Source organism: Pseudoalteromonas umbrosa, from assembly GCF_030125375.1.
In the GTDB taxonomy this organism is placed as follows: domain Bacteria; phylum Pseudomonadota; class Gammaproteobacteria; order Enterobacterales; family Alteromonadaceae; genus Pseudoalteromonas; species Pseudoalteromonas umbrosa.
This window is the reverse complement of sequence record NZ_JASJUU010000001.1, coordinates 276,091-299,116: the sequence shown is the minus strand read 5'-3', so window position 1 is coordinate 299,116 and position 23,026 is coordinate 276,091. Positions and strand designations below refer to the sequence as shown.

Genomic DNA, 23,026 nt, shown 5'->3' with positions numbered 1-23,026 from the left:
CTACAACTGGGCCACACTGTCTGCAATATTTCGCTTTAATAGCCGCAACATTGGCAATGTTCCTACTATCATGGCAAGTACCAGCACTACTAAGCTAAAAGCCAATATCCCCCACCAATCAAGTACCATGGCCATACTCCAACCAAATGCCAGTGGCATCACGTATGTCAACAACACCCAGCCTAAAAGAATACCTAATGGGATCGCCAAGGCGATGGTGACAAGCAATATAATTAAGGTTTGGCCTAGTTTGGCAGCCAATAACTGCGCTCGCGTTACACCTAAAGTCTGTAATGTCGCCATTTGCTGAAGCTGCTGCCTACCCAGTGTTAAAAAGCTCACCCATACGCCAAATAGTGCAATTAACATGATGAACAGGTTTAGGGCGTGAGTAACACTAAAAGTATTCTCAAACAGCTGTTTTGCGTACTGTTTAAATACTTTATTAATGCTTATTTGAGTGCTGTCTATGGACAGCTCTTCTACCAAGTACTTGGTCATATCGTTGATATCTACATCAGGCGCTAAGGTCAAAGAAAAACCAAACGCTTGATAATTAAAGTCACTGCTTTCAATCACACCGGTTGTGGTAAGTAGTGTTGCCTCTTGCTCTCCGTAATCGTAAAAAATGCCCGTAATTTGGCAGCTGAACTGCTTATTGCCCTGCTGAACTTGCACAACCTGAGCGACATCTAAACCATATATTCGCCACCCAGGTTCATTCACTAAGCACGGGGCGATAGCGCCAGTTTTACTGGACAAGTGGTCACTTGTGACTGCTTTCCCGCCCAGTAATTTCACCTGCTGGTGCAAATGCGCATCGCGTCCAAAACTAAGCAGTTTTATAGGTACTGCATCTTGTTCACGAATAACCTCACTGCGAGCCTGCCAATAAACTCCGACACGTTCAATCTCTGTCATTTGTTCAAGAGTATGATGCATGCTGCTCGACACGATTGCCGGGCGCACATAAAGGTCGGCACTGAGACGATTTTCTAAATGACCATCCAAGGTCTGGCTAAAGCTTTTCACCATCACCAACATACCGATGGCTGCGCCCATGGCCATTAATGTCGCGAGTACCGCGCTCAACAGCGATTTAATCTGACCCTGACTATCTGCTTTGAGCCATAAAACCAGTACAGAGTTCGTCGGCCACTGACAAGAGAATACCTTCGAGATAATGCCTGGCGTGATACAAAAGAAAATCAGCAAGATCACCGCGCAAAGTAGTAAGGCCACCAGCTTACTTTGCGCTAGCAAGGCAAGTAATACAGCGCCAACGCAAAGCGCAGCTAAGCACAACCAAAAAACCAACTTATGCTTTATCATCTCAGACAAACGATTCGATAAGAAAAAGATCGACAAAACAGCCGTATTAAGCGCAAACCCTAATGCCACCATGGTCCAGTCCAACTCAACGGTTAAACTTCTATCCAATTGATAGAAACTGCGAAGCACTTGAGTCACATCAACCACTAGAATATTGGCAAGCGTCACGCCAAGTAGCGCACCAAAATAAGCACATAACAGTCCTAAAGTGCCAAGTTCGATGAACATGGCTTGCTTTAGTTTAATTGGCTGGCAACCTAATAAATATAGCTGCTTGAGTTGAGCGGCACGAGAGGAAAAGGCCAATTTGATGGCGTTAAAGCTTAAAAATGCCCCGACTATATAACCTAGTAGCGCTAAGGCCTGTAAGTTAAAGAAAAACGGCCCTGAGAGTGTATCGAACGCTTGAGCATCCGCCCGCTCAACTCGGGCTTGCCCTGTTAATAATTCAGTCAAAACATGCTCAGCAGCATCATCTAAATTAAATACTTCTAGATAGCTCACTTCACCTTGCGCATTGAGCAATTTATCTGCCAAACTGATGTCCATCAGTGCTTGAAAGCCCAAGCCTTCAATAGGTGAAACAGCATAACTCACTCCACTCAAATCGAGTCTATTAGCATCCAGTCTTGCAATTAACTTTGGGTCCAAATAAATCGTGTCGAATAGTGGGCTTGCTTGGCTTCCTACCTCATTATAATTAGCCTCTTTTTTGCCCGCCCCTGATTGCGAAATCCAGTGTAATAAATTCACCCCTCTAATATTGAGCCATTTGCCACTCTCAAGCTGTACTCGGCCTTCAAGCACCACTTCAAATTGCGTCTCGGTTTGCCGTGATAGCTGCTGCCTCACAGTCACAGGTAAGCGCTCGGTGCCAAGGTTAGGTTTGATAAAGTGGGTTACTGGCACTGCCAATAATGCACTGCTATTTGAATAACGTTTAGAGGCTTCCAAGTTAAGGCCAAAAATAGCACTGATCAAAGCGGTGCCTAGACTAAAGCCGAGCACAAATAATATAAGCAGACCTTTATGTCGCATATAAAACTGGCAAAAAGCAAAGAAGATTAGCTTAAATTCAGTCATATAACTGTCCGCTTTTTAGCCTTATTTGTCTCTCAAATTGCACAGCCAACCTTTCGCTATGGGTGACCATAATTAAGTTAATTTCGTGCTCTTTACATAAGGCTTGAAGCAGTTCGAGTACTTCTTGACTTCGTTCACTATCAAGATTACCAGTCGGTTCATCAGCTAAAATAACCTTTGGCTGATTGATTATGGCTCTGGCTATGCCTACCCGCTGCTGCTCCCCGCCACTGAGTTCACTGGGAAAAGCCGACAGTTTATGTGCAATGCCTAGCCGAGTTGCAAGCGCTGTTAACGCAGGTTTTGTCACTTGTAACCCATTTAGGCGCGCTTGAAAAGTGATATTATCAGCGATATTGAGTGCTTCTAATAATTGGTAATGCTGGAATATGACACCGATTTGGCGTCGATAGCGAGCCAATTGGTTTTCATCTAATTCGGATATAACGGTACCATTGACATTAATTTCTCCACTGTCTGGTACCAATAGACCTGCAAGTAGATTTAATAACGTGGTTTTACCTGAACCACTGTCCCCCACTAATGCGACCTGTTGTGCATCGTGGATAGTCACAGACACCTTATCGATAATGCGCCTTTGGGCTTCACCATCGGCTCTGGAAAATACGACATCTTTTAATTGGATCATATCAGCCTCAAGATAATAACGTACTCATTATGCTTCCAAAGGCATGGTTGATCTAGTCAGACTCACTGTTTTATTTGTAACATGATATAGATAACTTTTTGAAAAATTTAACGATTACAGCTTCTAATCATACCCATCGATAGAAGGCAATAATGCAACATTAAACCAGTAGTCTTTCAGAACTTTAAAGGCGTTTGCTAAATCATCAAATTCAACGGGCTTTTGAATGTAAGACGCCGCGCCCAGGGCGTAACAAGATTCAATATCCTGAGGATCACTCGACGTTGTTAATACCACAATTGGGATTGAGCACATTTTTGGATCAGCTTTAAGATCTCTCAAAAGCTGCCTACCATCCAAGCCCGGCATATTTAAATCAACCAATGCCAATACCGGTCGTTTTAAATGCTCATGTGAGCTGTACTTTCCGCTTTTATATAAATAATCTTTTGCATCTTGACCCGATTGACACCATTGAATTGGATTCATAAAGTGGCTTTTTCGCAAACTTCTCAGTATCGCCTCAAAATCATCAGGGTTATCATCAACCAGTAAAATCAGGCCTAAATCTTTATCCATCATTCAGTCTCCTAGCTTTAAGGTAAAGTTAAAACAACTGCCTTGGCCAAGTTCCGATTCGACCCAAATATGTCCACTGTGCCTTTCAATAATCTTTTTAACAAACGTCAGGCCTACGCCTGTACCACGAACTGCATCATCCTCTTCGTTAAGTCGTTTGAAAATTCTAAAAATATCTTCAAAAAAACAGGTATCTATCCCAATACCATTGTCTTTGACATAAAATACTTGCTGCTCCAACACCTGAGTATGTGGATTTATACTCGCTTTTACACCGATTTCTATTTGTTTACGTGCGGACTGATTATATTTAACCGCGTTAGAAATGAGATTACGAAATAACTCAGATACGCGCGGCTTGTCGCAGGTAATATGTGGCAGTGGTGCTGGGATCACTAAATCAACGCTTTGTGTTGTTTCCTCTGGTAAAGTCAATTCCGCAACATTGTCTATTAATGCGTTTAAATCCACCTCCTCAACCGCTAAATCTTGGCGTCCCAGCCGTGAGTAATACAGTAAACTGTCTACCAATTTTTCCATTCGCGTACACAAAAAACGAATTCTTGAAATTCTCCTCAACCCTTCACTGTCTAACGTGTCCGCATGATCTTCCTCTAAAAAAAGCGCATTGTTCGCAAGCCCTCTTAGGGGCTCCTTTAAATCGTGAGACGCAATATAAGCAAATTGATCAAGCTCTGAGTTGCTGATCTGGAGTTTTCTAATGTAAGAATCGATGGCTGATTCGGCTGCTTTTCGCTCAGATATATCTCGTACGGTCCCCACAAACATAGTTTTACCTTGAACAGTCATTTCATTGACACCAAGCTCCAACGGAAATAAATAACCACTTTTACGCCTTCCGGTTATCTCTCTCCCAATACCAATAATTTTTTTATCTCCAGTGGCATGATAGTTATCTAAATATGAGTCATGTTCAGATTGATAAGGCTCAGGCATGAGCATTTTAACGTTTCGTCCAATCACATCTCTGGCACTGTAACCAAAGATATTTTCAGCTGCGCTATTAAAGCCGTGGATCACCCCTTTCATATCTATGGTAATGAGGCCATCTAAAACCGTATCCATAATGGTTTCTATATGTTCTACATAGGACTTTATCGACAAGTCAGCTTGCTTGCGCTCTGATATATCTCTTACTGTACAAAGCACAATATCGTTGCAAGGTAATACGCTCAGAGAAAGCTCCAAGGGGAATTCAGTGAAGTCTTTTTTGAGGGCAATCAGCTCTATGCCAGTACGGCATGGCTTTCTGTATAAAACTGCAATCTTTTCGTCCGTGATATTATATAAATATTTAAAATACTTTTCCTGCTCAGATTGAAGAATAAGAAAAGTGATCTCTTTTCCTAATACTTCCTCTTTGCTGTAGCCAAATATTTGTGTCGCAGCAGCATTAAAGCTTAGGATTTCTCCCTGCCTATTGGTCATAATAATTCCATCGATGACCCCATCCATTACAGTGTCTAACTGTAACTCACCTAATTTTGTCACGCTTTAAACGTTTCCTGACGTTGAGCTTGTTAATAAAGTGTAGTCAACTAAGTGCTCACGCGCTGATTATTCTTTAATTATCAGTCCCTAGGATGAGACTAGTCTAGCAACCGCCATTTACGAACAATCTCATCATAACGCCCAGACAACTTAATCGCTTTAAGAGAGTCTTGAATTTTCCTAGCTTGTGATTTAGGAAACTGTAAATTGGCTGCAAGGTGCAACTCTGAAGGAAAGTCATGTAGGGTCAGTTTACTTTCTAGTAATGCCGGATCAAGCCCTAACTCGTCTAGCTCACGCTGTAAAGTTCTGGTATTTGTTAAAACAAAATCCGTACGACCCCGATATAACATGTGCCACATACTTTTATAATGCGATGCTAAAACAAGATCGTGCTCTTCAGAAAAGCCAGCTTTTTTGAGGTATTGCTCACTATAGTAGCCTCTAATTGTGCTCACCCGATATTGCTTTGCTTGCTCAAGGGAAGATAGTGAAATTATATTACTTTTCAAGCCCATTAACGACGCTGAAGTCTGACACATAACCCCTAAAAATTGGTAGTTTTTGGCCCTGCTTGGTGTTTTCAGCCAAGCTAACATCACAACGTCTGATTTTGTTTGCAGTTCATGATGTGCTCTAGCCATGGGCAATATATCAAATTTCGCTTCCAGCCCACTGTGAGCTTTGAGTGCCTTAGCAATTTCAACCAAAACACCATCAGCTTTACCTTGCTCATTCAAGAAATGATATGGAGGTAAATCTTCCGCAATAAACCTGACTACATCTGCCTTTGCAAATAAACAAAAGCTCCCTAAAAAGGCTGTCATTACCACTGCTAGAAAACGATGTAACATGATTTTTAATTTTGCTGTAAGATTTGCCGAGTGTGACTTTTTTCAAATGAAAGATCAATAAAAAAAGAATAAACAATTTCATTAAGCAATTAATAACAAACATAAAATAACACCCCACTGTATCCTATACTTTCACTCTGATAAGATTTGAAGAAAAAGTTGCATAGTTCTTTGCAACATTAACTTTACAGCGCCCCCAAAATAACAAGTTTTATGATAGGTAAAAATCAACCTTTTCAGTGATTAAAATACATGACATTATTCAAACTGCTATGCCAGCACAACCCCTCTATTATTTGACCTTACCTCACCGAAAAAATGTAATTCACCGTGAAGAGGCTTTTGCTTTTTGCAAATTTACCTCAGCCAAAAAGTACGCACCTTTTATTGGTAGATATTCTCAAATCTGAAAAATTAATGAGCTTTACCTGCGTAAAGCAGCTCCGTGGCAAATTAAAAAATAATAACTCTGACTATTCGATGACTGCTCACACTAAATACCTAAAAGGCAAGTAATTGATAAAAATGCATTGATAACCAACACTAAAATGGTACGCTATGTGTGTAAAAAGTTAATTTTTTACACACTTTTAGTATTGGATTTAGGGAAAGATATATGAAATTACAATTGAAAAAAAAGAAAATAATAAACCTTTCTGAACAACAAACTTTGGATAGCAAAGCAACAATACAAATTGGTGGCGCAGGATTCACATCCAGTTGGTTTAAAGAATTGAGCAAGGCATATTGCAACATTTCAAACTAAGCTAACCAATAATAAGCATGTGACAACAACGTTACATGCTATTTCGCACTTATTTAACCATAGACTTTTTATACTGACACCATGCTTTACATTCAACATAGTCCATCATACCAGCAGTAATAATACTCAAAGCAACACTGAATCACACTTCAAGCATCCATAGTTAATCTTGAAAGTTGCGCGGATAATTTGCTATCTGTTCTAAATTTAGGGAACGGTTACAACACAATATTCTTTTATTAATGAATAAAAATTCAATTGGTATATTTCTCGGTTTTTACGGCCTATTTCCAATAAGTGTAAAGGCAATATATATGGTTTATATGACAAAAATAAATTAAAACATTACACTGAACTATCTGAATTTTTTACTACTAATTTTATGAGTGATATGCTCGAACCCACTCCCCTTTTAGATGAAGAAGAGAAAGGTCGAAGGGTCCAAATTTTTGAAAATGACACTATGCGTTGGTTTAGCATTGATGGCATTATGCAATCTGCCATGTCTTTGTCAGAACCCAACAGCTTAGTGTTTCCCCATATGTTATTTATGGCTATTCCAACCTATGAGCTCGTAGAAACCACTCGGATACTCGAACTTGGGTTGGGCGGAGGTGGATTGCTGCGCTTTCTCAATGACAAATTCCCTGAAGCACATGTAGAAACGGTAGAAAAAAGCCAGCAAATAATAGACCTATATAAGCAGTTTTTTAACCCTGATAACAGTGACAATCCGATACACTGCACAGATGCTTATGAGTTTGTTAAACAACAAGAGCTCACGGTATTTGACTTGATACAGGTTGATATATTCGACTCAACAACACTACTACCGTTTATTTTCGCCCCCGATTTTTACCAAAACTTAAAGCGCCTACTTACTAACCAAGGGTGGTTAGCACTTAACACGGTACTGACCGAGCGCGCACAAATAAGTAAGCTGTCAGATGTGTTAACCGAAACATTTCCTGAGACAACCATTTATGGCTTTAAGGCGGCACAATTTGCCAATATTGTTTGGGTGATAGGCAAAACAAACCAAACTCTTAGTCCAATTTGGCAGCAGCAAGCATTTTTAACCACCAGCAAAATCGGTGGTCTAAAATACTTGCTCGATGACTAACTACAGCTGGTGTGCTTGCTTATCTATGACTGCAATTTTATAAGCGGCTTTAAGCATCACGCCAATTGCGACTATATTCAATACAATGCTGAACCATGCTTCAAACATGAGTAACTCAATCTGAAAGTTACGCATATAACTTGCTAGCTGGTCAACTATCTCAATCGAAATACCGATCACAATGAGCATAAACCCGTAATACTCGGAGGTTTCATTCAATAGTTTATGCTGCTCCAAACTTGGATCTTGCTTACTGTCCCAAGCTCGTTTTGAAAGGATTTTACGACCATCCATTACTGCGCCAAAACCAATCAGTAAAATCGTGATCGTCGCTTCATTATCTATGATGTTTTGATAACCATGTTCATCCATATGGCCAAATAAAAAACGTAAATCTTCTACGGTAATATTGGTCACTAGCAAACAAATCAAAACTAATGGAAATAATAAAAAAGCTCTATTTAATGCAACAGTGTAAATCAACTGACTGGTTCTCGATTTTGGCATCTTGTGCTCAGCGGTTAGGTTTAAAGGCAATTCAAACGCAGGATCTTAGCCATTTATCAAAGATTGACAAGCCTAACAGAGAAAATTGTACATTTGTTTTTTCTCAGAGCTGTTACAGTAGCTAAGGCGTTAAGATCGACGGTGCTTCAGGTTCTTCTTTTCCTAGCATTTTTCGGATCTCATGAAGCTTATCGGCGTTTTCATTCTCTTTATGATAGGCAACAAATAGTTCTCTAGAGAATGTAGGTAAATCATCCAAGCGATACAACATCTTTTGCTCGATATAGGACTCTACAATCACATCAGGTAAATAAGTGCTTCCTCCACATTGTAAAATCAGATCAAGTGCAATTCTCGCAGTACTCGTGCGAACAGATGGCGTTGCGATATCTTTTAATGCTTTTGCATGCCAACTATTAAAGTTAGTTCCCCAATCAACCATGATATAGCGTTTTACTTCTTCTGGATTTTCGACCTCTGCAGAAAACGTAGACACAGGTACCAACTCAAATGTGTGAAGGTGCTCAAGTTTAAGCTCGTCTACTTTGGGAGGATCGAACAAAATCGCCACATCGAGCGTTCGTTCAAGAAGATGACGCGTAATTTGCTCGCGAGATTGAATTTCAGCCACCAAGCTTAAATTAGGATGCCTTGCATAAATTTTTGAGATGGCATCATGTATATAGGTATCCCAAGTGTTAGGCGTCCCCGCCAAACTAATTTGCGTTAATTGCTCTGTAGTCAACGCCACATCTTGTTTAGCCATGCGCAGTGTTTTTAGCATGGTTTCAGCATGACTTACTAACCTTTCACCGGCAGGAGTCAGTTGAATGTTATTGCGATTTCGCACAAATAACTGCACACCAAAATACTGCTCTAACTGTCTTATTCTAGAACTTACAGCAGCTTGCGTTAAATATAAGTTTTCCGCAGCCTTGCCAAAGTGACGACTATCCTTCACTTCTAAGAAGGTTTTTATAAGCTCAATATCCACCGGTTTCCTCTTATCGTTACGATAAAATTATATTGTTGTACACAAACTAGAATGCGCCGCATACTCCGTGAAAATACTATTGTTTGTCAACAAGAGCATAGCGTTATGGAACTATTACACGGCTTTTTAAAATCAAGCAACTTCTATGATGATATCAATTTTCCAAACGGATTTAATCGCAGTGGGCACTTTACGATTCAAGAATCTGAATTACTCACGCAGGTTGGACGCAGGTTATTTGCATTAGAGCAAAGGTTGCAAGCACCAGCCAACCAAGTGGAAGAGCAATTTTTAAAGACTGTAGATGGCGTTAAAGAAAGCGACACTAGGGTCGAGTTGCTTTGGCAAAAATACAAAAAACTCACGCAGAAGCGCAGTATTCATACTTTAAGCGCAACTTCAAAATCAAACAATCAAGATTCATATAACGAAATAGAGGAAAGTTATTAGTGCGAGGCTGGATAATTTACAAAGAAAATGCGAGTTTACTTCGACAAGAAGCCTATGAGATCCATAGGCTTGTTGAAGTTGCTAAAGAAGAAAACATCGAACTCGAAGTATTTTCTCCAGATCAATTTGATTTAACAGTCACCCGTGATGATGAAAAAAGTATCCTCATTGATGGCAAAAAACATGAACTCCCAGACTTCGTGTTACCGCGTATGGGCGCAGGCACCACCTATTTTGCATTGGCAATTATTCGTCATTTAGAGCGCTTAGGTGTGTACTGTGTCAACAGCTCAAACTCCATTGAGACAGTTAAAGATAAACTGTTTGCCCAACAAATTTTGGCACAAAAAAACTTGCCAACGCCTGACACCATGCTGGTTAAATTTCCGGTAAATGTTGCTTTGGTTGAAAGGCAAATTGGTTTTCCGGTTGTTGTAAAAACACTATCTGGCTCCCAAGGTAGCGGTGTATTTTTATCAAAGTCAAAAGGCGAATTTGATGACTTAATGCAGCTAATTGAGGCGACCAACCCTAAAGCCAACATCATTTTGCAGCAATTTGTGAAAGCCAGCCATGGCAGAGATCTGCGCATCTTCACTATCGGTGGTCGTGCTGTTGCCTGTATGGAGCGTAACTCCAATGGTGAAAACTTCAAAGCAAATGTCAGTGCAGGCGCTAAAGGTCGCCCTCACCCGATTACACCAGAAATTGAATGGTTAGCAACACAAACAGCTAATGTGTTGGGGTTGGATGTCGCGGGTATTGATTTATTGTTTGATCAAGAACACTTTAAGATTTGCGAAGCAAACTCTTCTCCCGGTTTTGAAGGGCTGGAAACAGCATTGGATATTAATGTACCAAAAGAAATTTTCCACTTTATTCGTATTCGACTTGGTATTTTTGACAAAATGCCTATGGATACGAAGCAAGTAGATGCAAAGAAAAGTCCATCCAAAACACAACCGAAAGCCGAAGCTTAATTTGGTAAACATCCATTGATGCGAGAGTGGTTAAAGCGCAAAGGCTTAATATGTCTTTGCGCTTTTTTGTTTTGCTAAATTAATTTCCATAGCAATAGCCACGATATTTCACCTCGCTGCTGAGAAGGGAGCTATTTTGAATTACAGATAATTTTGGTTAAGTTTGTTATGTACTCTCACTAGGTAGGTGCCAACAACTTTGTTTGCAATAATATGTGGAAACATTGCGACAGCTCCTGTGTTATCCATGGTAAATAAGTCCACTATTTTTGCCGCAATTTGCGAAACAGTTATTGCAGCAGCGAGCTCAGGTAAGTCATCAGCAAAATTTGCAGCATCAAGATCATCAACAAAATAGGAAGCATTAACCCCTTTTAGTTGATCATCATCATCCCCTTTACCACTAGAAACAAATATCCCTCGTATCCTACCTGTCCTACTGTCAAAATCCATTTTTACAGATGCATGAACATCTCTTCCTGTTACAACTACATCGACCTTGGAAATTAAAGAATATATGTAACATGGCCCAGACAAATCAACTGTTGTAGGCTCCCAAACTCGATATTCGGCACCCGCGTAGGTGACTTTGCTCGCTTTTCCCTCTTTCTCCGTGAATCTAAGAAGTTCATCATCCCCTTGAACTGCTAGCCTGAATTGTTCAAATGTTAAACTCATTTTTATATCTCCGACTTTTCATATCTATTCCATCATTACCAATGCCGTATAATTTGTGGTGAAAACTACCAACATCCCCTTACAGTACTTGTCGTGTGCTCATATAAAATGAGAATACTTCAAGAACTAAAATCACCTTTAAAAATAAACTCAAAACGCCAATCTAAAACGGATAACTGCACTGTTAGATTACACAGCAAGTCTTTACCAAACTTAAATAGGCTTATTCACATTGGGCGTAAATTACTTGGGATTGCAATAAAAGACATGACTTCATCCTTCGTTGCTTAAGAATGTAAAATTATAGGAGAGCTTCTCTTTATAACCATTACAAGACATTACATGCCTAAAATAAATGACTGATACGGCAGTTCATTCACCGAGAAAATTGAGTTTAATGACCTGATCTTAATTGCCTTTTTTGCCTAGCGCCAACCTCACAAAGGCCCTAAACGGCAAAACTTGCATCAAAATAGCAATTAACCGCCACCGTTTTGTAATATAAGCCACCCGCTTTTTTTGCTCTATCGCCCTTAAGATTTGCACAGCGGCTTTCTCCACTGGCGCGAGCCAAAAAATACCATCACCTTTAGCCATCTGCGTATCAACAAACCCTGGGCGAATATCTGTGATACTGATGTCTATTCCAGCCCTGTAGGCGCGGCAATATAATCCTTCTAAGTAGTTCGACATATATGCTTTGGATGCATTGTATGATGGGCAAGGTCCACCGCGCAGCGCCATAATCGAAGAGGTTGCAGCGATATGTCCGTGGCCTTGTTTTGTAAAATAGTGATAAGCTGAATTTGCAATCGCGGTAAAACCAGAGACATTGACCGCGACAGTATCTAGCTCAGCTCGCAGTGGGAACTCAGGTTCACAACTCCCCGTACCAGCGTTAATAAGCACAATATCTACACGTTGCATTTTATTTAGTAGTTGCTCAAACTTCTCAGCCGCATCATGTGGTTTAGAGATGTCCATCACAGCTGTAAACGTCTCTGATGGTATACCGTGTTGTAATGAAGACAGTAGCGCTTCCCGTCGACCAGTAAGTCCCAATACATAGCCTTGTTGCGCCATATAAATTGCTAGCGCTCTACCAATACCTGATGTCGCTCCAATGATAATCGCATTTTTCAACATAGTTGTTTCCCATTCTTGTTATTTTTATCGATTTTGAATACTTTCTTGTGAAAACGACAAACCATATTTGTGGTGCACCGAGCCTGCACCTCTAAAATTTTGCTAACGCAATTTTTTATATACAGATGTAATCCAAACATATACCCGAACTCAAGTAAATGGTCATAACAATCGTAAATCAAAATGAGCCAGTGTCTCGCTGAAAGCTGGCAGAGGTCACACAGAAAGTGCTAAGTAATTTATTCTGAATTAGTTAGTTGAACATCTAACATGCAAAGACAATAATCAATATTGATTTGCTTTCTAAAGGAATGAACATGTCTCAAATTATCTTAAGAACCACCTCCGAATTAAAGCCAAAACAAACACTTATATTGAACAATCCAATGAAAGGCTTTTAATATGTTGCAAAATTCACATAGCATTACTGTATACGCGCTTATCATGTTTGTGGCTGGACTTGGGATCCCTGTCATGGCAGCCTTAAATGGTGGCTTAGGTAATAAGTTGCAAAACACCGCACTTGCTGCAACGATTTTATTATTTGTGGGCTTTTGTATCGCGCTTATCTACTTATTTGGTAGCAATGGCATACCAAAATCACTCTTTACCAAAGATACACCTTGGTATTTTTATCTCGGTGGATGCTTCGTCATGTTTTATATTTTGACTATTACTTGGGTGGCTCCAAGATTTGGTATTGCCAATGCCATCACATTTGTGTTGCTTGGACAACTAGTTGCAATGACGCTGATCGATCACTTCGGATTTTTTGGTGTTACACAGTTCAAATTAGACATTAAACGACTAGCTGGACTAATTTTAATGGTTGCGGGCATTTTTCTTGTACTGAGCAAGTCACAAAAGAGTTAGTTGACGGGTAAGCTTAAAAACGACCAGAATTACTACGCAGTAAAAAAGCGCATTTTAATACTTAAAACGCGCTTTTGATTTTTTTTGATATAAACGTGTTACATTAGAAAAGTATGAAAACCTTTATTATGGTTTAGAGAACAACCAAGTCATTTCAGTTTCACACGATTGACCAACTTCATATTCACATACCGTAATACCTTGCTGTGAGTACTCTAGTAGCTCGAAAGTCCAGTCTTTATCATCTAGTTTAAAACGCATTTGACCGTCAACAAGAGTGATCTGGTGTGTTTCACCAAATATACCTAAAGTATATACTCGCTCGCCATTAACAATGCTCGGTTCAAGTATCACCTGATCATCCTCACGTTGCATCGATGGGTCAAGGAAGTATGTACGCGTGTAGCTAAAGAACTCTTTGTTGAATCCATTTAATTCAATATCACCTTCTTGTTTTAAGATGACAAGTTCCCTTTTCTCTTCTTGATATCCACTTACGTGGTTTTCAGTAAACTCTCTTTCAAATACAACCATGTCGTCTTCGGCAACAAGTACGCGCTGAGACAAACCTTCCACATTTAAGCATAAGCTTTCTGCATCTGTGCAAGTAACAGTTTGTGGTGTACTGTTTAGAGTAAAGTCTAGCGCTTGACCTTCTGTTTCAACAAAACTAGAACCCCAAGTGAAGCTGCTTGAACCATAGTTAACATTCAGCGCACCATTTTCAAATAAATCGAACACGAAACTCTCTGTATTTCTACCAACTTCCCCAGTCCATCGTCCTGTAAAGTCTATTTCTTGTTCAATTGTTTGTTCTTGAATGAAGATACCATATTCTGTATGCGAATAATCTGGATGCTCATTATCTGATGATACAAAGGCATAGCCACCAGCGATTTCTTTCGTAAACCAGAAACGCACAGTACCGGTTTCATCTGAGTCATCTCTAGGGTACATTAGTTCAAGCACACCATCATCTGCAATGCGCCACGCTAGCTCTTCACGCTCTTCTGTGTCAGGGAAGTTTTCGAATACTTTTCCATCCGCATAGAATTCGAAAATGCCATAACCTTCGTTACCTTCGCTCTCATCACTTTGGAAGCGATCTAAGTACCACCTACCTTGTGTCAAATCTTCTATATCAATTGACGGCATATCACTTTTAGAGACTAAGTTAGTAATGTACTTGTTATTGTGAGCAACCCTATGGCCGTTACCTAAAACTTTATCGCCAATTTCCTCCACTTCGACTGTCTTATAGGCATCATTTTCACCTAACACAGTTAAGTTCAGTGTATTGACATAAATGGATTCAATGCCTTCATCAGAATTGACTTTACGGGCTGCTAATGAACTTGATAGCTCTATCGAAACAGCATTTGCAGTCTGCTCCCAATGCTCCACTGATACAGTATTAATAGCAGTAAGTTGACCTTTGCCATCTTCAGTTAGATTAATGTGCGTCGCAGGACTATCGTAGTTATGTAAGTATTGTAAGATGAATGCACCAGCAAGTGATTCCACATCTTGATCAATTAAATCACTATCCTGTTCAAGCTCTTCTTTTGTTTTCTCAAAAAGCGTTGGATCTTTTTCAGTGATGATATTGTGGGCTTGTTCAATTGATAAGTCATCATCAATTAGGTCTAACGTTGACTCTACACCTTCTGGTAGATCAATATCATCATTGTCTACAAACACTTTAATTAGGGTTGCCAAGTCTATCTTTTTCTGAACATCTACACTTGCAAGCGCTGCTAAATACTCTTCATCAGACTCAAGTAAATCATCAAACGACGCCATAAGCACATGCTCAGCTGTAGTAACGTTAGTTACATTTACAGAAAAGTTTTCTGAACTATCAAGCGTTGCGTCTTCGCCAGCCTGCTCAATAAGTGACTGAATTGAGCTAAGCTGTGATACAAAACTCACACTCTGCTGTGTATCAACCCCTTTGGCAAACACGGTCACTAATTTATCTATTTGACTCTCATCAACTTCTATCAACGTAGAGTATGCGCCTTGACTATCTGCTGTTGTTGTAAAAGATTCATCCCCGACTCTCACTTCTACTAATGCATTAACAATCGGCTTATCGGTAACAAGACCAGTAATTGTTACGCTGGATACTTTACGTTTTACAGTCACTGCAATTGAGCTTTGCGTCATTGCGCCATTGCTATCAGTTGCCGAAACTGTAAAGTTAACTAAATGGTCTCTATCAATATCAGGTACAGTTACGGACAACGTCGCCGCATCACTACCTTCCATAGAGATTGCAAGCTCAGAATCATGAGACCAAGTGTAAGTTATCTGATCGCCATCTGGATCTGTTGCCTCTGCTGTTAGCGTAAATGCTTTTTGCTCCAAAGCCTCACTTTCACCATGAATACCGACAACCGGAGCTTGATTATCTTTAGGTAGCTCAGGCTCAGTAGGCTCAACCACAACATCAGGATCGGTATTATCCTCAGTATTACCCTCAGTATTATCCTCAGTATTACCCTCAGTATTACCCTCAGTATTATCCTCAGTATTATCCTCGGTATTACCCTCAGTATTACCCTCGGTATTACCCTCAGTGTTACCCTCGGTATTACCCTCAGTGTTACCCTCGGTATTACCCGATCCAGCACTGCCAGTATCTGTACCAGAGCTACTAGTATTATTTGAATCAGATGCAACATTATCATTTGATTGAGCAGAAGATTCAGAGTCGCTGCCACCACAGCCAACTAAAAGTGAAGAGGTTATTAATGTTGCTAAAAGAGATTTCCTAAACGCATGCAATTGCATGTTACTTCCTTAATGTAAATTGTTTTTTTGTTTTCCAGCTGCTGGCAAGCATATGCTAGTCAGCAGTCACATCCATAAACTGTGTAATTTAGTCCGAATTGACTAGTCTAAAATTCACTCAAAAATTAATAGCTCCACTGCAAGCCAGCAGTGATAGAGATGTTTGAATACTCAGTATTTGGCACGCGATATCTACGCCCGTTGACTTCTTCTGAGACCGCACTTCTTTCTTTGTAGTAGGTATCAATGCCAGTCATTAATGCGATATGTTCAGCAACTTGATATCTCACACCCGCTCTGGCCATAAAACCCCAGCCATTAAAGCTATCAGTGAGAGAAGTTGTTTCAAATTTGGTGTTTTGCACATGGCTATAAACCGGTACCGTTAGTTCACCTTCCGCATACCAACTCAAATTTTCGAAAGATTTTGACAATTTACTGTCATATCGCGCACCTAAAGACGCAAGTACACCCATTTGATCTTCGGTAACAGATACCACAGAAACAATAGAAGAAGGATTGTTTTGCAGTACATCATCACCATCTTTTGCCTGTCCAGGCAAATCAAAACGAGCAACTGGATCATGCTCGTCCCTTGGCAAAGCCTGCAAAGCAAGGTCAAAGTTAGTCGCACCAGGGTTAGCAAACTTAAAGTTCGAGCGCGTAAAACTTGAAGTGTAAATTCGCATACCCATTGTTATTTGCATAGCTGGGGTATAGTTGTAAGCGCCTGTAAAGGCTATTTCATTCGCTTTTACTTTAAAGTCATTGCTTTGAATAGCGCCAAAGTCTTTTAAAGACCAAGTTTCTGAGTCAATAGCCGTAGCAATAGTCGCAGCACTACCAATATAATATCCCCACTTTTCATCTATGCCTGTATATGAAAGTTGCCTGATGGTCGGGTTCGTCACAGACACCGACTGAGAAAGCTCACCAAACCCTGCCACGTCAGACAAAGACTCATTATAATTTATGGTTTCAAAACCAAGTCTGATTTCACTAAAAGAAGGAAGGGGTTTGATATCCACTGCGGATTCCGCACTCACTGCGACACTACTAAATAATCCAAACAAAGCGAGAGAGTATTTCATTGCTGTTTCCCAATAGCATTTATTCAACATTCATGTTGTTTTATTAATTAAGAGGGGACTGAGCAGTAATAAGTAAAAGGAATATTGGACATACCGGTTTTGCTGCGATCAAAAAAATACCACTTAAAGCAAAAACTCTATCCCTGTACTTATGGCCCATATCCATTGCCGCGCATTAAATACAAAAAAAAGTATTTTTTCAAACATTTTCATATAGATAGGGTAAATTAGTGGATATAAATTATCTTCATTACAGCAGCATAACCAGCCAGAGAATTATCAAACATATATGCAACATTTATAATATAAAATCCCATCATGTAGATATGTGTAAATAGCCTTACGTATCCGTTAACAGAATAAATATTTAATTGGGTAATTATATTCCGAGTTAATTCATGAGTAATTATGCACCCACGATTTATTTTTAAGGCTGCAAGATACACTTACATGAAATAAGCAAAATGATTACTATTTAAACTTTTGAGCATGCCTTGCTGACAAAAATTTTGATCAAACTTTGCAGGTGGCATTTTGTCACTGATCGATTTGGTCTGGAAACCAGCAAGGAGATTTGGCGAACATTTGCCAACAACCTGCAAAACAAAACACATGTGACATTAGTAGAACACAATTTCGAACAAGCTGAATTATGGTTTGAGAGTAGCCAATTAGGAGACAACCATACCGCTCCCTATATTAGCCTGCTCTTGTGTAATGAATTAAACACCCACTTAAAAACACAATGAGAAGCTATGCCATGTACAACAACCCTGCATGCTGATTGTCAATATTGCGTCCAAAAGGCTCTTTAGTGTGCAGATTAATCATCCCCACTCAAAGCATGTTTGCCTAGAGTTAACAGAATATATGCCAGTTGAGGATTGGGGGCCCTTAAAAACAAAAATGGACGCTTTACGTCAGCTTGGCTATCAAATTTGGCTTGATGACGTGGCTTCTTTGAGCTAGAGACCATCAAAATTGCATAGTCTGATGTCGCCAAGATCTTAATTTTTATTATAGATCAATTATATAAAAATAAGCAGGTCATCAGTGAATTAAAGCAAGTGTTCAAAGCTGTCTATCAATATGGCGGTAAGATTCTAGATGAAGGGATAGAAAATAAAGCCCAACTTACTGCTGCAAAGTCTATTGGTGTAGATCTGGCATAGGGCTATTTATTCGACAGACCAAGGCCAGTAAAAATATCGGAGTAATTAATTTATGACACTAATTATAAAATAATTTAGTCAATAAAAATCAAATAAAAACTAATCCCACCTCGAAAGTCTATTTAAAGAAACCTGTTCAGCACAAATAAATATACCTTGTTATAAATTCATGCTGAAATTATAACAATAAAAATATAGATAGGTTTACATAATGTTTTATAAAATAATTTTTGTTATTTTATCTTTTATCTCATCCTTATCATACGCAGCAGAAGTCACTACTCTCATTGAGAAACATTCAGACAATACATGGCGTGTCACTTATCAAATTGATAAGCCCGTTGAAAAATTGGTGTTTAAGAGAACCCCTGATAATTCCAGAGTCAAAAGGTGGCAACCAGATAATCCAAAGTATCTAATAAGTTTTGATAAGAACAAATCTGAAGAAAGTATAATTAGAAAAGATGGCCGCCCGTTCACTCAGGTCGCAGTAAAACTCACACCAACCTATACGCCATTACCAAAGGAATATGCCCCATTCTCGCCATTTTCAGATGAAGGCATGTTACTTCATTCAGGACGTTTTTTTGCTTGCGCATCAATCTGTGCTGAAAATGCTAACGCATGGCCAATCGTAATCAAAGCGCCTAGCAATCATATTATTGTTGATGGCAAAGTGCATAAAAGCTACGTGCAGTGGGTAGGCAAAGACAGTGGTCAAAAGGTCTATGTTGGACATCAAGCACCCATTGAAGATACCCACTTTGTCAGTTTAATTGATGGCCGCTTACCTCCCACCTTAAAGAAGCACATTGAAAAAGATTTGCCTAAATTGATGGACTTCTTTGCAGATAAAATGGGCACATTAGATTATAGACCGGCTTTATTCGCTTCATTTAGTGAAACCAATGACGGTCGATATGGCCATCAAGGCGGTACCTTATCCGATCAAATTTTTCTGCATTGGTATGGAGAAAAAGCCATTGAAAAAGTGAATAGCAATTCCATTTTTTGGTTTTTTGCCCATGAGGTAGCACACCTTTATCAAAAGCAAGGATCTGACATTGAAAACCCATCAGAAGCTTGGCTACATGAAGGCGCTGCTGAATTTTTAGCGGGGGTCGCGTCTGCAAACGTGGCAAACAATACTGGCTTGTTATCTGAAAAAATACTGAGTGCACAGCGTCATTGTCTTGAAGGGTTAAAACAAGAGCCCAACTACATCCGCGCTGTAAAATCTAACTCGCGATTACATTATAATTGCGGGCTTGTACTTATAAACGAAATCAATCACGTCCTTGTACAAGAAGACAAACAACTAGATATATTTGATACATGGCAGAGTTTTAATCAACAAATAGAATCAGGTAAACCGGCGTCTGTGGCAACGTTTTTAAATGGCATACAATCACACTTACCGAGCGAGCTGGTAAACTCAATGACTCAGTTATCTCAAAGCACAAAGTTTGATGCGTATGCATTTTTTCAAACACTTAATGTGGCAAACAAAGATAAAACGCTTTAGTTTCTGAAACTTATTTGTAGTAGCTCATATCTGATCTGACATTTTTAACTTATTGATTCGATCAAATCGTACAGTTGATTAGGTCTGCTATGAGCGAAAAGCAAACTGTCGCTCTAGCTCGTTTTTGGACATAAACGTGTTAGAAGATGAGGGGCAGCTATGTGCCAGATAAAGTCGCTCATAACGCTTTAATCAGCCGCCGCTTTCAGCGGTCGGCTGCATTGATTTGTTAGAGTTGTTTTGCAAAATTTCTAGAAGATTTTCAGTAACATCTAAATAGCGCATGTCATTGTCAGTGTTATTGATTACAGACTTGTATTCTAGCTCTTTCAATTCAGGTGTATTTTTAGACAACCATTCTAAGTATGTTAGAAGCTCCTCGCTCCATGAAGATATACTTTCATCAGGATTTTCTTGAATCGTGGCATTGATTCGTTCAGAGATAAACGATGCCCTGAAGAGGTAAAACAACGTTTTTGACTTTTTTTCCAAGTAGCCTTCTAGGCGTGATATTAGCTCCCAAGCCTCATTAACCCCCTCCCACTCAGAGAGTGTCCTTGTTCTTAACATTGCTAACTCATCATTTCGATCAAACCCCAAATACTCCATGTACCTAATAGCTTCCATCTTTTCATTGGTATAAATAAGATCTGCCATATCATCAAATTCACCAGTGCCGTTTTTGTAACTGATGTGATTATCAATTTCATCTTTAACATATTCTAAGCTTCGGCCTAATTCATAAGCTTTGAGCATGTCGTCAGCAGTGATAGTTGGTTGTTCATCAAGTGCTAACTTTGCAGGGCTAAAGAAGAATACAATTACAAATACCGCTATTGATCCTCCCGCTCTCACCCAGCTTCCTACTTGTACATTCAGAAATCCCGGTATGAATGCTGCAACACCAGCTGTTGCCAAAGCCAATACAATTTTGAATACTTCATATTGAAAGGGCTTTGGGCTTGGTATAAAAATAGCGATACCTAAAATAGCAATTACGAATATTACGCCAAACAAATAAGCCAAAAGCTTTTCAGTAGATTTTTTCATATGTATCTCCATGTCTAACGAAAACTCTAACGCCGCAAATAAACGGCAAAAATTAGTTGGCTAAAATTTGTAAGGCACGAACAAAGCCAACTGGTTTTTGTCCGCACTTTTAATTTGCTTTGTTAGGCATCAAAATGCCAATACCTTTGAAAAGCTATATAACAATTTTCCATTAAGGCTCTCATGATTACTTGATACGAATTGAGCTGTCCACCCCTTTGCACCACTTGAGCCAATTTTAGATTCAAATAGCTGGTTATATAACTGTTCTAAGTTTAACTCTTGGAACGAAGATAGTACTTCTTCCAAGTAAGCCTGACTCCCTGATGCGGGTATATTTACGTTGGCGTTGTAAACTGCATCTATACTCTTAGGTTTGTAAGCATAAAACTTTGCAACAAGCTCAGGGTTGCTTTTCATAAACGAATCCAATTCTTCTTTTTCGTTTGAATCCAAATGATAAACAAATGCTGAATCACAGCTTTCTGTTGAAAAGGAGCACTTATAAGAGTCGTTTACTAAGCGTGAAGAGAAAATGACAGTTCTAGGTTTGTTAGTTTGACTTTGAATATCAAAATCATTGAGCTCTAGAATTCGGTGAACTCTCCATATTCCTGAACCGTAGCTTCTGACCCAATCTCCGATCTTAATGTTATCGTCCATACTTTCCTTGATGCCTAACGCCCAAATAATGGACTAATAAAGCTTGGCTATAATTGGTGAAGCACGAACCAAGCCAAGCTTTATTAGTCCGTGTTGATTTATTTGTTAGGCTTACTCACCACTGAAATATATGTATCAGGAATAGATATAACACCGTTATACATAGAAAATTTTTCAAAGTCGATTTCAGAAACAACATATCCCCTTTTTGACAGCTCTATATTGATATCTTGAAACAACGTTGTTGATTTTAACGCTTGATCATATGCTTTCATTAGAGGGTGGAGTGCTGGGTTGTGCAAATTACCAGAAGACTTCTTAGCTGCAACTAATTCAGAGCTATAATTTTGTTTGTAAAATTCCAATAACTCATTGTTTGTTTTTTCTGACGATTGGCCAATAAGCCTGAGACTAAACTCCTTTCGAGTGAACTCTAATACCTTGAAAGTATCCTTAGCCTGATAACCTTCACTTTTAACTAAAGCCAACTCTAGACTCGGTGTTGCTCCATATCTTTTGAACTCTAATATTTTCAACTCAGTTGATTGAGAGTAGCTACTATAAATAAGCAATGAAAAAATAATCAATCTATGAATTTTCACTATTCTTCCTTGTAAGCCTAACGGCCGCATAAAATGCAGATAATACTTGGCTAAAATTAGCGAAGAATGAGCGCCAGCCAAGCGTTTGACGTCATTTTTAATGCGTTTGTTATGTTTATTTAAGCTCTAAACTTTAATTCATGATCTCGCCAAGTGTAAAACTTTCGCATTGGTTACCCTTTAACTGGATAGTCAAATACAGTCCTGATCTATTTTTCTTTGGAGTAGGCATAAATAATTTGATTTCACTTTTATCAGCGCTAGAGTATTTAGCAGTGTTAACACCTTTATTGCTTGCGCTCAAAAACTCATTTAATAATTTTGCATTATCTGACGTGTATTGGCATTCACTTTGTTCAGGTGAATAGTTTCGAACACTCTTTATGATGTATTGAAGATAAAAGAAATCAACATCCAGTTCTGATTCGCTGGCATGAGCGTTTAGAGAAAACAAAAGTAATACTGAAATATAAAACTTTATCACCGATACTCCCTAGAAACATAACAATTTAATATCGACCCATTGGGTCGTTTTTGTCATTGTACCAGTTCTATCATACTAACTAACTTGTTACTACAGGTATGTTTTTAATCATTATAG

Annotated in this window: 21 protein-coding genes; 6 read left to right on the top strand and 15 right to left on the bottom strand. The window is 39.2% G+C overall.

Going from position 1 to position 23,026, the window contains the following annotated elements; all coding sequences use genetic code 11:
* The 5 genes from QNM16_RS01315 to QNM16_RS01295 all read right to left on the bottom strand — a co-directional run bounded on the left by QNM16_RS01315 (position 1) and on the right by QNM16_RS01295 (position 5,982).
* Positions 1-2,415, bottom strand: a complete 2,415-nt coding sequence (locus QNM16_RS01315) for an ABC transporter permease (RefSeq protein WP_284018798.1) — start codon at positions 2,413-2,415, stop codon at positions 1-3.
* A complete protein-coding gene (locus tag QNM16_RS01310) occupies positions 2,408-3,064 on the bottom strand; it encodes an ABC transporter ATP-binding protein (RefSeq protein ID WP_284018797.1) in 657 nt (218 codons plus the stop codon). Before QNM16_RS01310 ends, QNM16_RS01315 begins: the two co-directional genes overlap by 8 nt.
* Before the next feature lie 123 nt (positions 3,065-3,187).
* Positions 3,188-3,646 carry a response regulator gene (locus QNM16_RS01305; RefSeq protein ID WP_284018796.1) on the bottom strand — a complete coding sequence of 153 codons (459 nt, stop codon included), beginning with the start codon at positions 3,644-3,646 and terminating at the stop codon, positions 3,188-3,190.
* Complete coding sequence (locus QNM16_RS01300) at positions 3,647-5,155, bottom strand: PAS domain-containing sensor histidine kinase (protein ID WP_284018795.1); 1,509 nt, start codon at positions 5,153-5,155, stop codon at positions 3,647-3,649.
* 98 nt (positions 5,156-5,253) lie between these two features.
* Entirely contained in the window at positions 5,254-5,982 is a 729-nt protein-coding gene (locus QNM16_RS01295; RefSeq protein ID WP_284018794.1) for a substrate-binding periplasmic protein, read from the bottom strand.
* 643 nt (positions 5,983-6,625) lie between these two features.
* Here QNM16_RS01295 and QNM16_RS01290 point away from each other — a divergent pair.
* Together QNM16_RS01290 and QNM16_RS01285 are read left to right on the top strand one after the other, a co-directional pair.
* Entirely contained in the window at positions 6,626-6,775 is a 150-nt protein-coding gene (locus tag QNM16_RS01290) for a hypothetical protein (protein ID WP_284018793.1), read from the top strand.
* Between the two features lie 391 nt (positions 6,776-7,166).
* Positions 7,167-7,898, top strand: a complete 732-nt coding sequence (locus tag QNM16_RS01285; RefSeq protein WP_284018792.1) for a spermidine synthase — start codon at positions 7,167-7,169, stop codon at positions 7,896-7,898.
* On the opposite strand, the gene QNM16_RS01280 is transcribed toward QNM16_RS01285, so the two are convergent.
* Entirely contained in the window at positions 7,899-8,405 is a 507-nt protein-coding gene (locus QNM16_RS01280) for a hypothetical protein (RefSeq protein ID WP_284018791.1), read from the bottom strand. It lies immediately after the preceding gene.
* Between the two features lie 121 nt (positions 8,406-8,526).
* Positions 8,527-9,399 carry a LysR family transcriptional regulator gene (locus QNM16_RS01275; RefSeq protein WP_284018790.1) on the bottom strand — a complete coding sequence of 291 codons (873 nt, stop codon included), beginning with the start codon at positions 9,397-9,399 and terminating at the stop codon, positions 8,527-8,529.
* Positions 9,400-9,504: 105 nt separating this feature from the next.
* On the opposite strand from QNM16_RS01275, the gene QNM16_RS01270 reads away from it, so the two are divergent.
* Positions 9,505-9,849 (top strand): MaoP family protein, encoded by a 345-nt coding sequence (locus tag QNM16_RS01270; protein WP_284018789.1) that lies wholly within the window; start codon positions 9,505-9,507, stop codon positions 9,847-9,849.
* The gene (locus QNM16_RS01265; RefSeq protein WP_284018788.1) at positions 9,849-10,829 is read left to right on the top strand and encodes an ATP-grasp domain-containing protein; all 981 of its coding nucleotides are present in this window, start codon (positions 9,849-9,851) and stop codon (positions 10,827-10,829) included. Before QNM16_RS01270 ends, QNM16_RS01265 begins: the two co-directional genes overlap by 1 nt.
* A gap of 141 nt (positions 10,830-10,970) precedes the next feature.
* Here the strand turns inward: QNM16_RS01265 and QNM16_RS01260 are convergent, their stop codons facing one another.
* Positions 10,971-11,507 carry a hypothetical protein gene (locus QNM16_RS01260; protein WP_284018787.1) on the bottom strand — a complete coding sequence of 179 codons (537 nt, stop codon included), beginning with the start codon at positions 11,505-11,507 and terminating at the stop codon, positions 10,971-10,973.
* Between the two features lie 408 nt (positions 11,508-11,915).
* Positions 11,916-12,653: an SDR family NAD(P)-dependent oxidoreductase gene (locus QNM16_RS01255; protein ID WP_284018786.1), complete on the bottom strand. Its 738-nt coding sequence runs from the start codon at positions 12,651-12,653 to the stop codon at positions 11,916-11,918.
* Between the two features lie 402 nt (positions 12,654-13,055).
* Here QNM16_RS01255 and QNM16_RS01250 point away from each other — a divergent pair, with 402 nt between their 5' ends.
* The gene (locus QNM16_RS01250) at positions 13,056-13,526 is read left to right on the top strand and encodes a DMT family transporter (protein ID WP_284018785.1); all 471 of its coding nucleotides are present in this window, start codon (positions 13,056-13,058) and stop codon (positions 13,524-13,526) included.
* A gap of 126 nt (positions 13,527-13,652) precedes the next feature.
* Here the strand turns inward: QNM16_RS01250 and QNM16_RS01245 are convergent, their stop codons facing one another.
* Together QNM16_RS01245 and QNM16_RS01240 are read right to left on the bottom strand one after the other, a co-directional pair.
* Complete coding sequence (locus tag QNM16_RS01245; RefSeq protein ID WP_284018784.1) at positions 13,653-16,322, bottom strand: PKD domain-containing protein; 2,670 nt, start codon at positions 16,320-16,322, stop codon at positions 13,653-13,655.
* 125 nt (positions 16,323-16,447) lie between these two features.
* Positions 16,448-17,413: an autotransporter outer membrane beta-barrel domain-containing protein gene (locus QNM16_RS01240; RefSeq protein WP_284018783.1), complete on the bottom strand. Its 966-nt coding sequence runs from the start codon at positions 17,411-17,413 to the stop codon at positions 16,448-16,450.
* Positions 17,414-18,796: 1,383 nt separating this feature from the next.
* Here QNM16_RS01240 and QNM16_RS01235 point away from each other — a divergent pair.
* Positions 18,797-20,110, top strand: coding sequence for a hypothetical protein (locus QNM16_RS01235; protein WP_284018782.1), 1,314 nt, complete (start codon positions 18,797-18,799; stop codon positions 20,108-20,110).
* Between the two features lie 192 nt (positions 20,111-20,302).
* Here the strand turns inward: QNM16_RS01235 and QNM16_RS01230 are convergent, their stop codons facing one another.
* The 4 genes from QNM16_RS01230 to QNM16_RS01215 form a co-directional block, all read right to left on the bottom strand.
* Positions 20,303-21,160, bottom strand: coding sequence for a hypothetical protein (locus QNM16_RS01230; protein WP_284018781.1), 858 nt, complete (start codon positions 21,158-21,160; stop codon positions 20,303-20,305).
* A 129-nt stretch (positions 21,161-21,289) separates the two neighbouring features.
* On the bottom strand, positions 21,290-21,823 hold the full coding sequence (locus tag QNM16_RS01225) for a hypothetical protein (protein ID WP_284018780.1): 534 nt from the start codon (positions 21,821-21,823) through the stop codon (positions 21,290-21,292).
* Positions 21,824-21,921: 98 nt separating this feature from the next.
* Entirely contained in the window at positions 21,922-22,425 is a 504-nt protein-coding gene (locus tag QNM16_RS01220) for a hypothetical protein (RefSeq protein WP_284018779.1), read from the bottom strand.
* 133 nt (positions 22,426-22,558) lie between these two features.
* Positions 22,559-22,909, bottom strand: a complete 351-nt coding sequence (locus QNM16_RS01215) for a hypothetical protein (RefSeq protein WP_284018778.1) — start codon at positions 22,907-22,909, stop codon at positions 22,559-22,561.
* Positions 22,910-23,026: the final 117 nt, after the last annotated feature.

Coding starts and splice junctions, on each gene's coding strand:
- QNM16_RS01315 (WP_284018798.1), bottom strand. CDS start 2,415: ATGACTGAATTTAAGCTAATCTTCTTTGCTTTTTGCCAGTTTTATATG.
- QNM16_RS01310 (WP_284018797.1), bottom strand. CDS start 3,064: ATGATCCAATTAAAAGATGTCGTATTTTCCAGAGCCGATGGTGAAGCC.
- QNM16_RS01305 (WP_284018796.1), bottom strand. CDS start 3,646: ATGATGGATAAAGATTTAGGCCTGATTTTACTGGTTGATGATAACCCT.
- QNM16_RS01295 (WP_284018794.1), bottom strand. CDS start 5,982: ATGACAGCCTTTTTAGGGAGCTTTTGTTTATTTGCAAAGGCAGATGTA.
- QNM16_RS01290 (WP_284018793.1), top strand. CDS start 6,626: ATGAAATTACAATTGAAAAAAAAGAAAATAATAAACCTTTCTGAACAA.
- QNM16_RS01285 (WP_284018792.1), top strand. CDS start 7,167: ATGCTCGAACCCACTCCCCTTTTAGATGAAGAAGAGAAAGGTCGAAGG.
- QNM16_RS01280 (WP_284018791.1), bottom strand. CDS start 8,405: ATGCCAAAATCGAGAACCAGTCAGTTGATTTACACTGTTGCATTAAAT.
- QNM16_RS01270 (WP_284018789.1), top strand. CDS start 9,505: ATGGAACTATTACACGGCTTTTTAAAATCAAGCAACTTCTATGATGAT.
- QNM16_RS01260 (WP_284018787.1), bottom strand. CDS start 11,507: ATGAGTTTAACATTTGAACAATTCAGGCTAGCAGTTCAAGGGGATGAT.
- QNM16_RS01255 (WP_284018786.1), bottom strand. CDS start 12,653: ATGTTGAAAAATGCGATTATCATTGGAGCGACATCAGGTATTGGTAGA.
- QNM16_RS01250 (WP_284018785.1), top strand. CDS start 13,056: ATGTTGCAAAATTCACATAGCATTACTGTATACGCGCTTATCATGTTT.
- QNM16_RS01245 (WP_284018784.1), bottom strand. CDS start 16,322: ATGCAATTGCATGCGTTTAGGAAATCTCTTTTAGCAACATTAATAACC.
- QNM16_RS01240 (WP_284018783.1), bottom strand. CDS start 17,413: ATGAAATACTCTCTCGCTTTGTTTGGATTATTTAGTAGTGTCGCAGTG.
- QNM16_RS01235 (WP_284018782.1), top strand. CDS start 18,797: ATGTTTTATAAAATAATTTTTGTTATTTTATCTTTTATCTCATCCTTA.
- QNM16_RS01230 (WP_284018781.1), bottom strand. CDS start 21,160: ATGAAAAAATCTACTGAAAAGCTTTTGGCTTATTTGTTTGGCGTAATA.
- QNM16_RS01225 (WP_284018780.1), bottom strand. CDS start 21,823: ATGGACGATAACATTAAGATCGGAGATTGGGTCAGAAGCTACGGTTCA.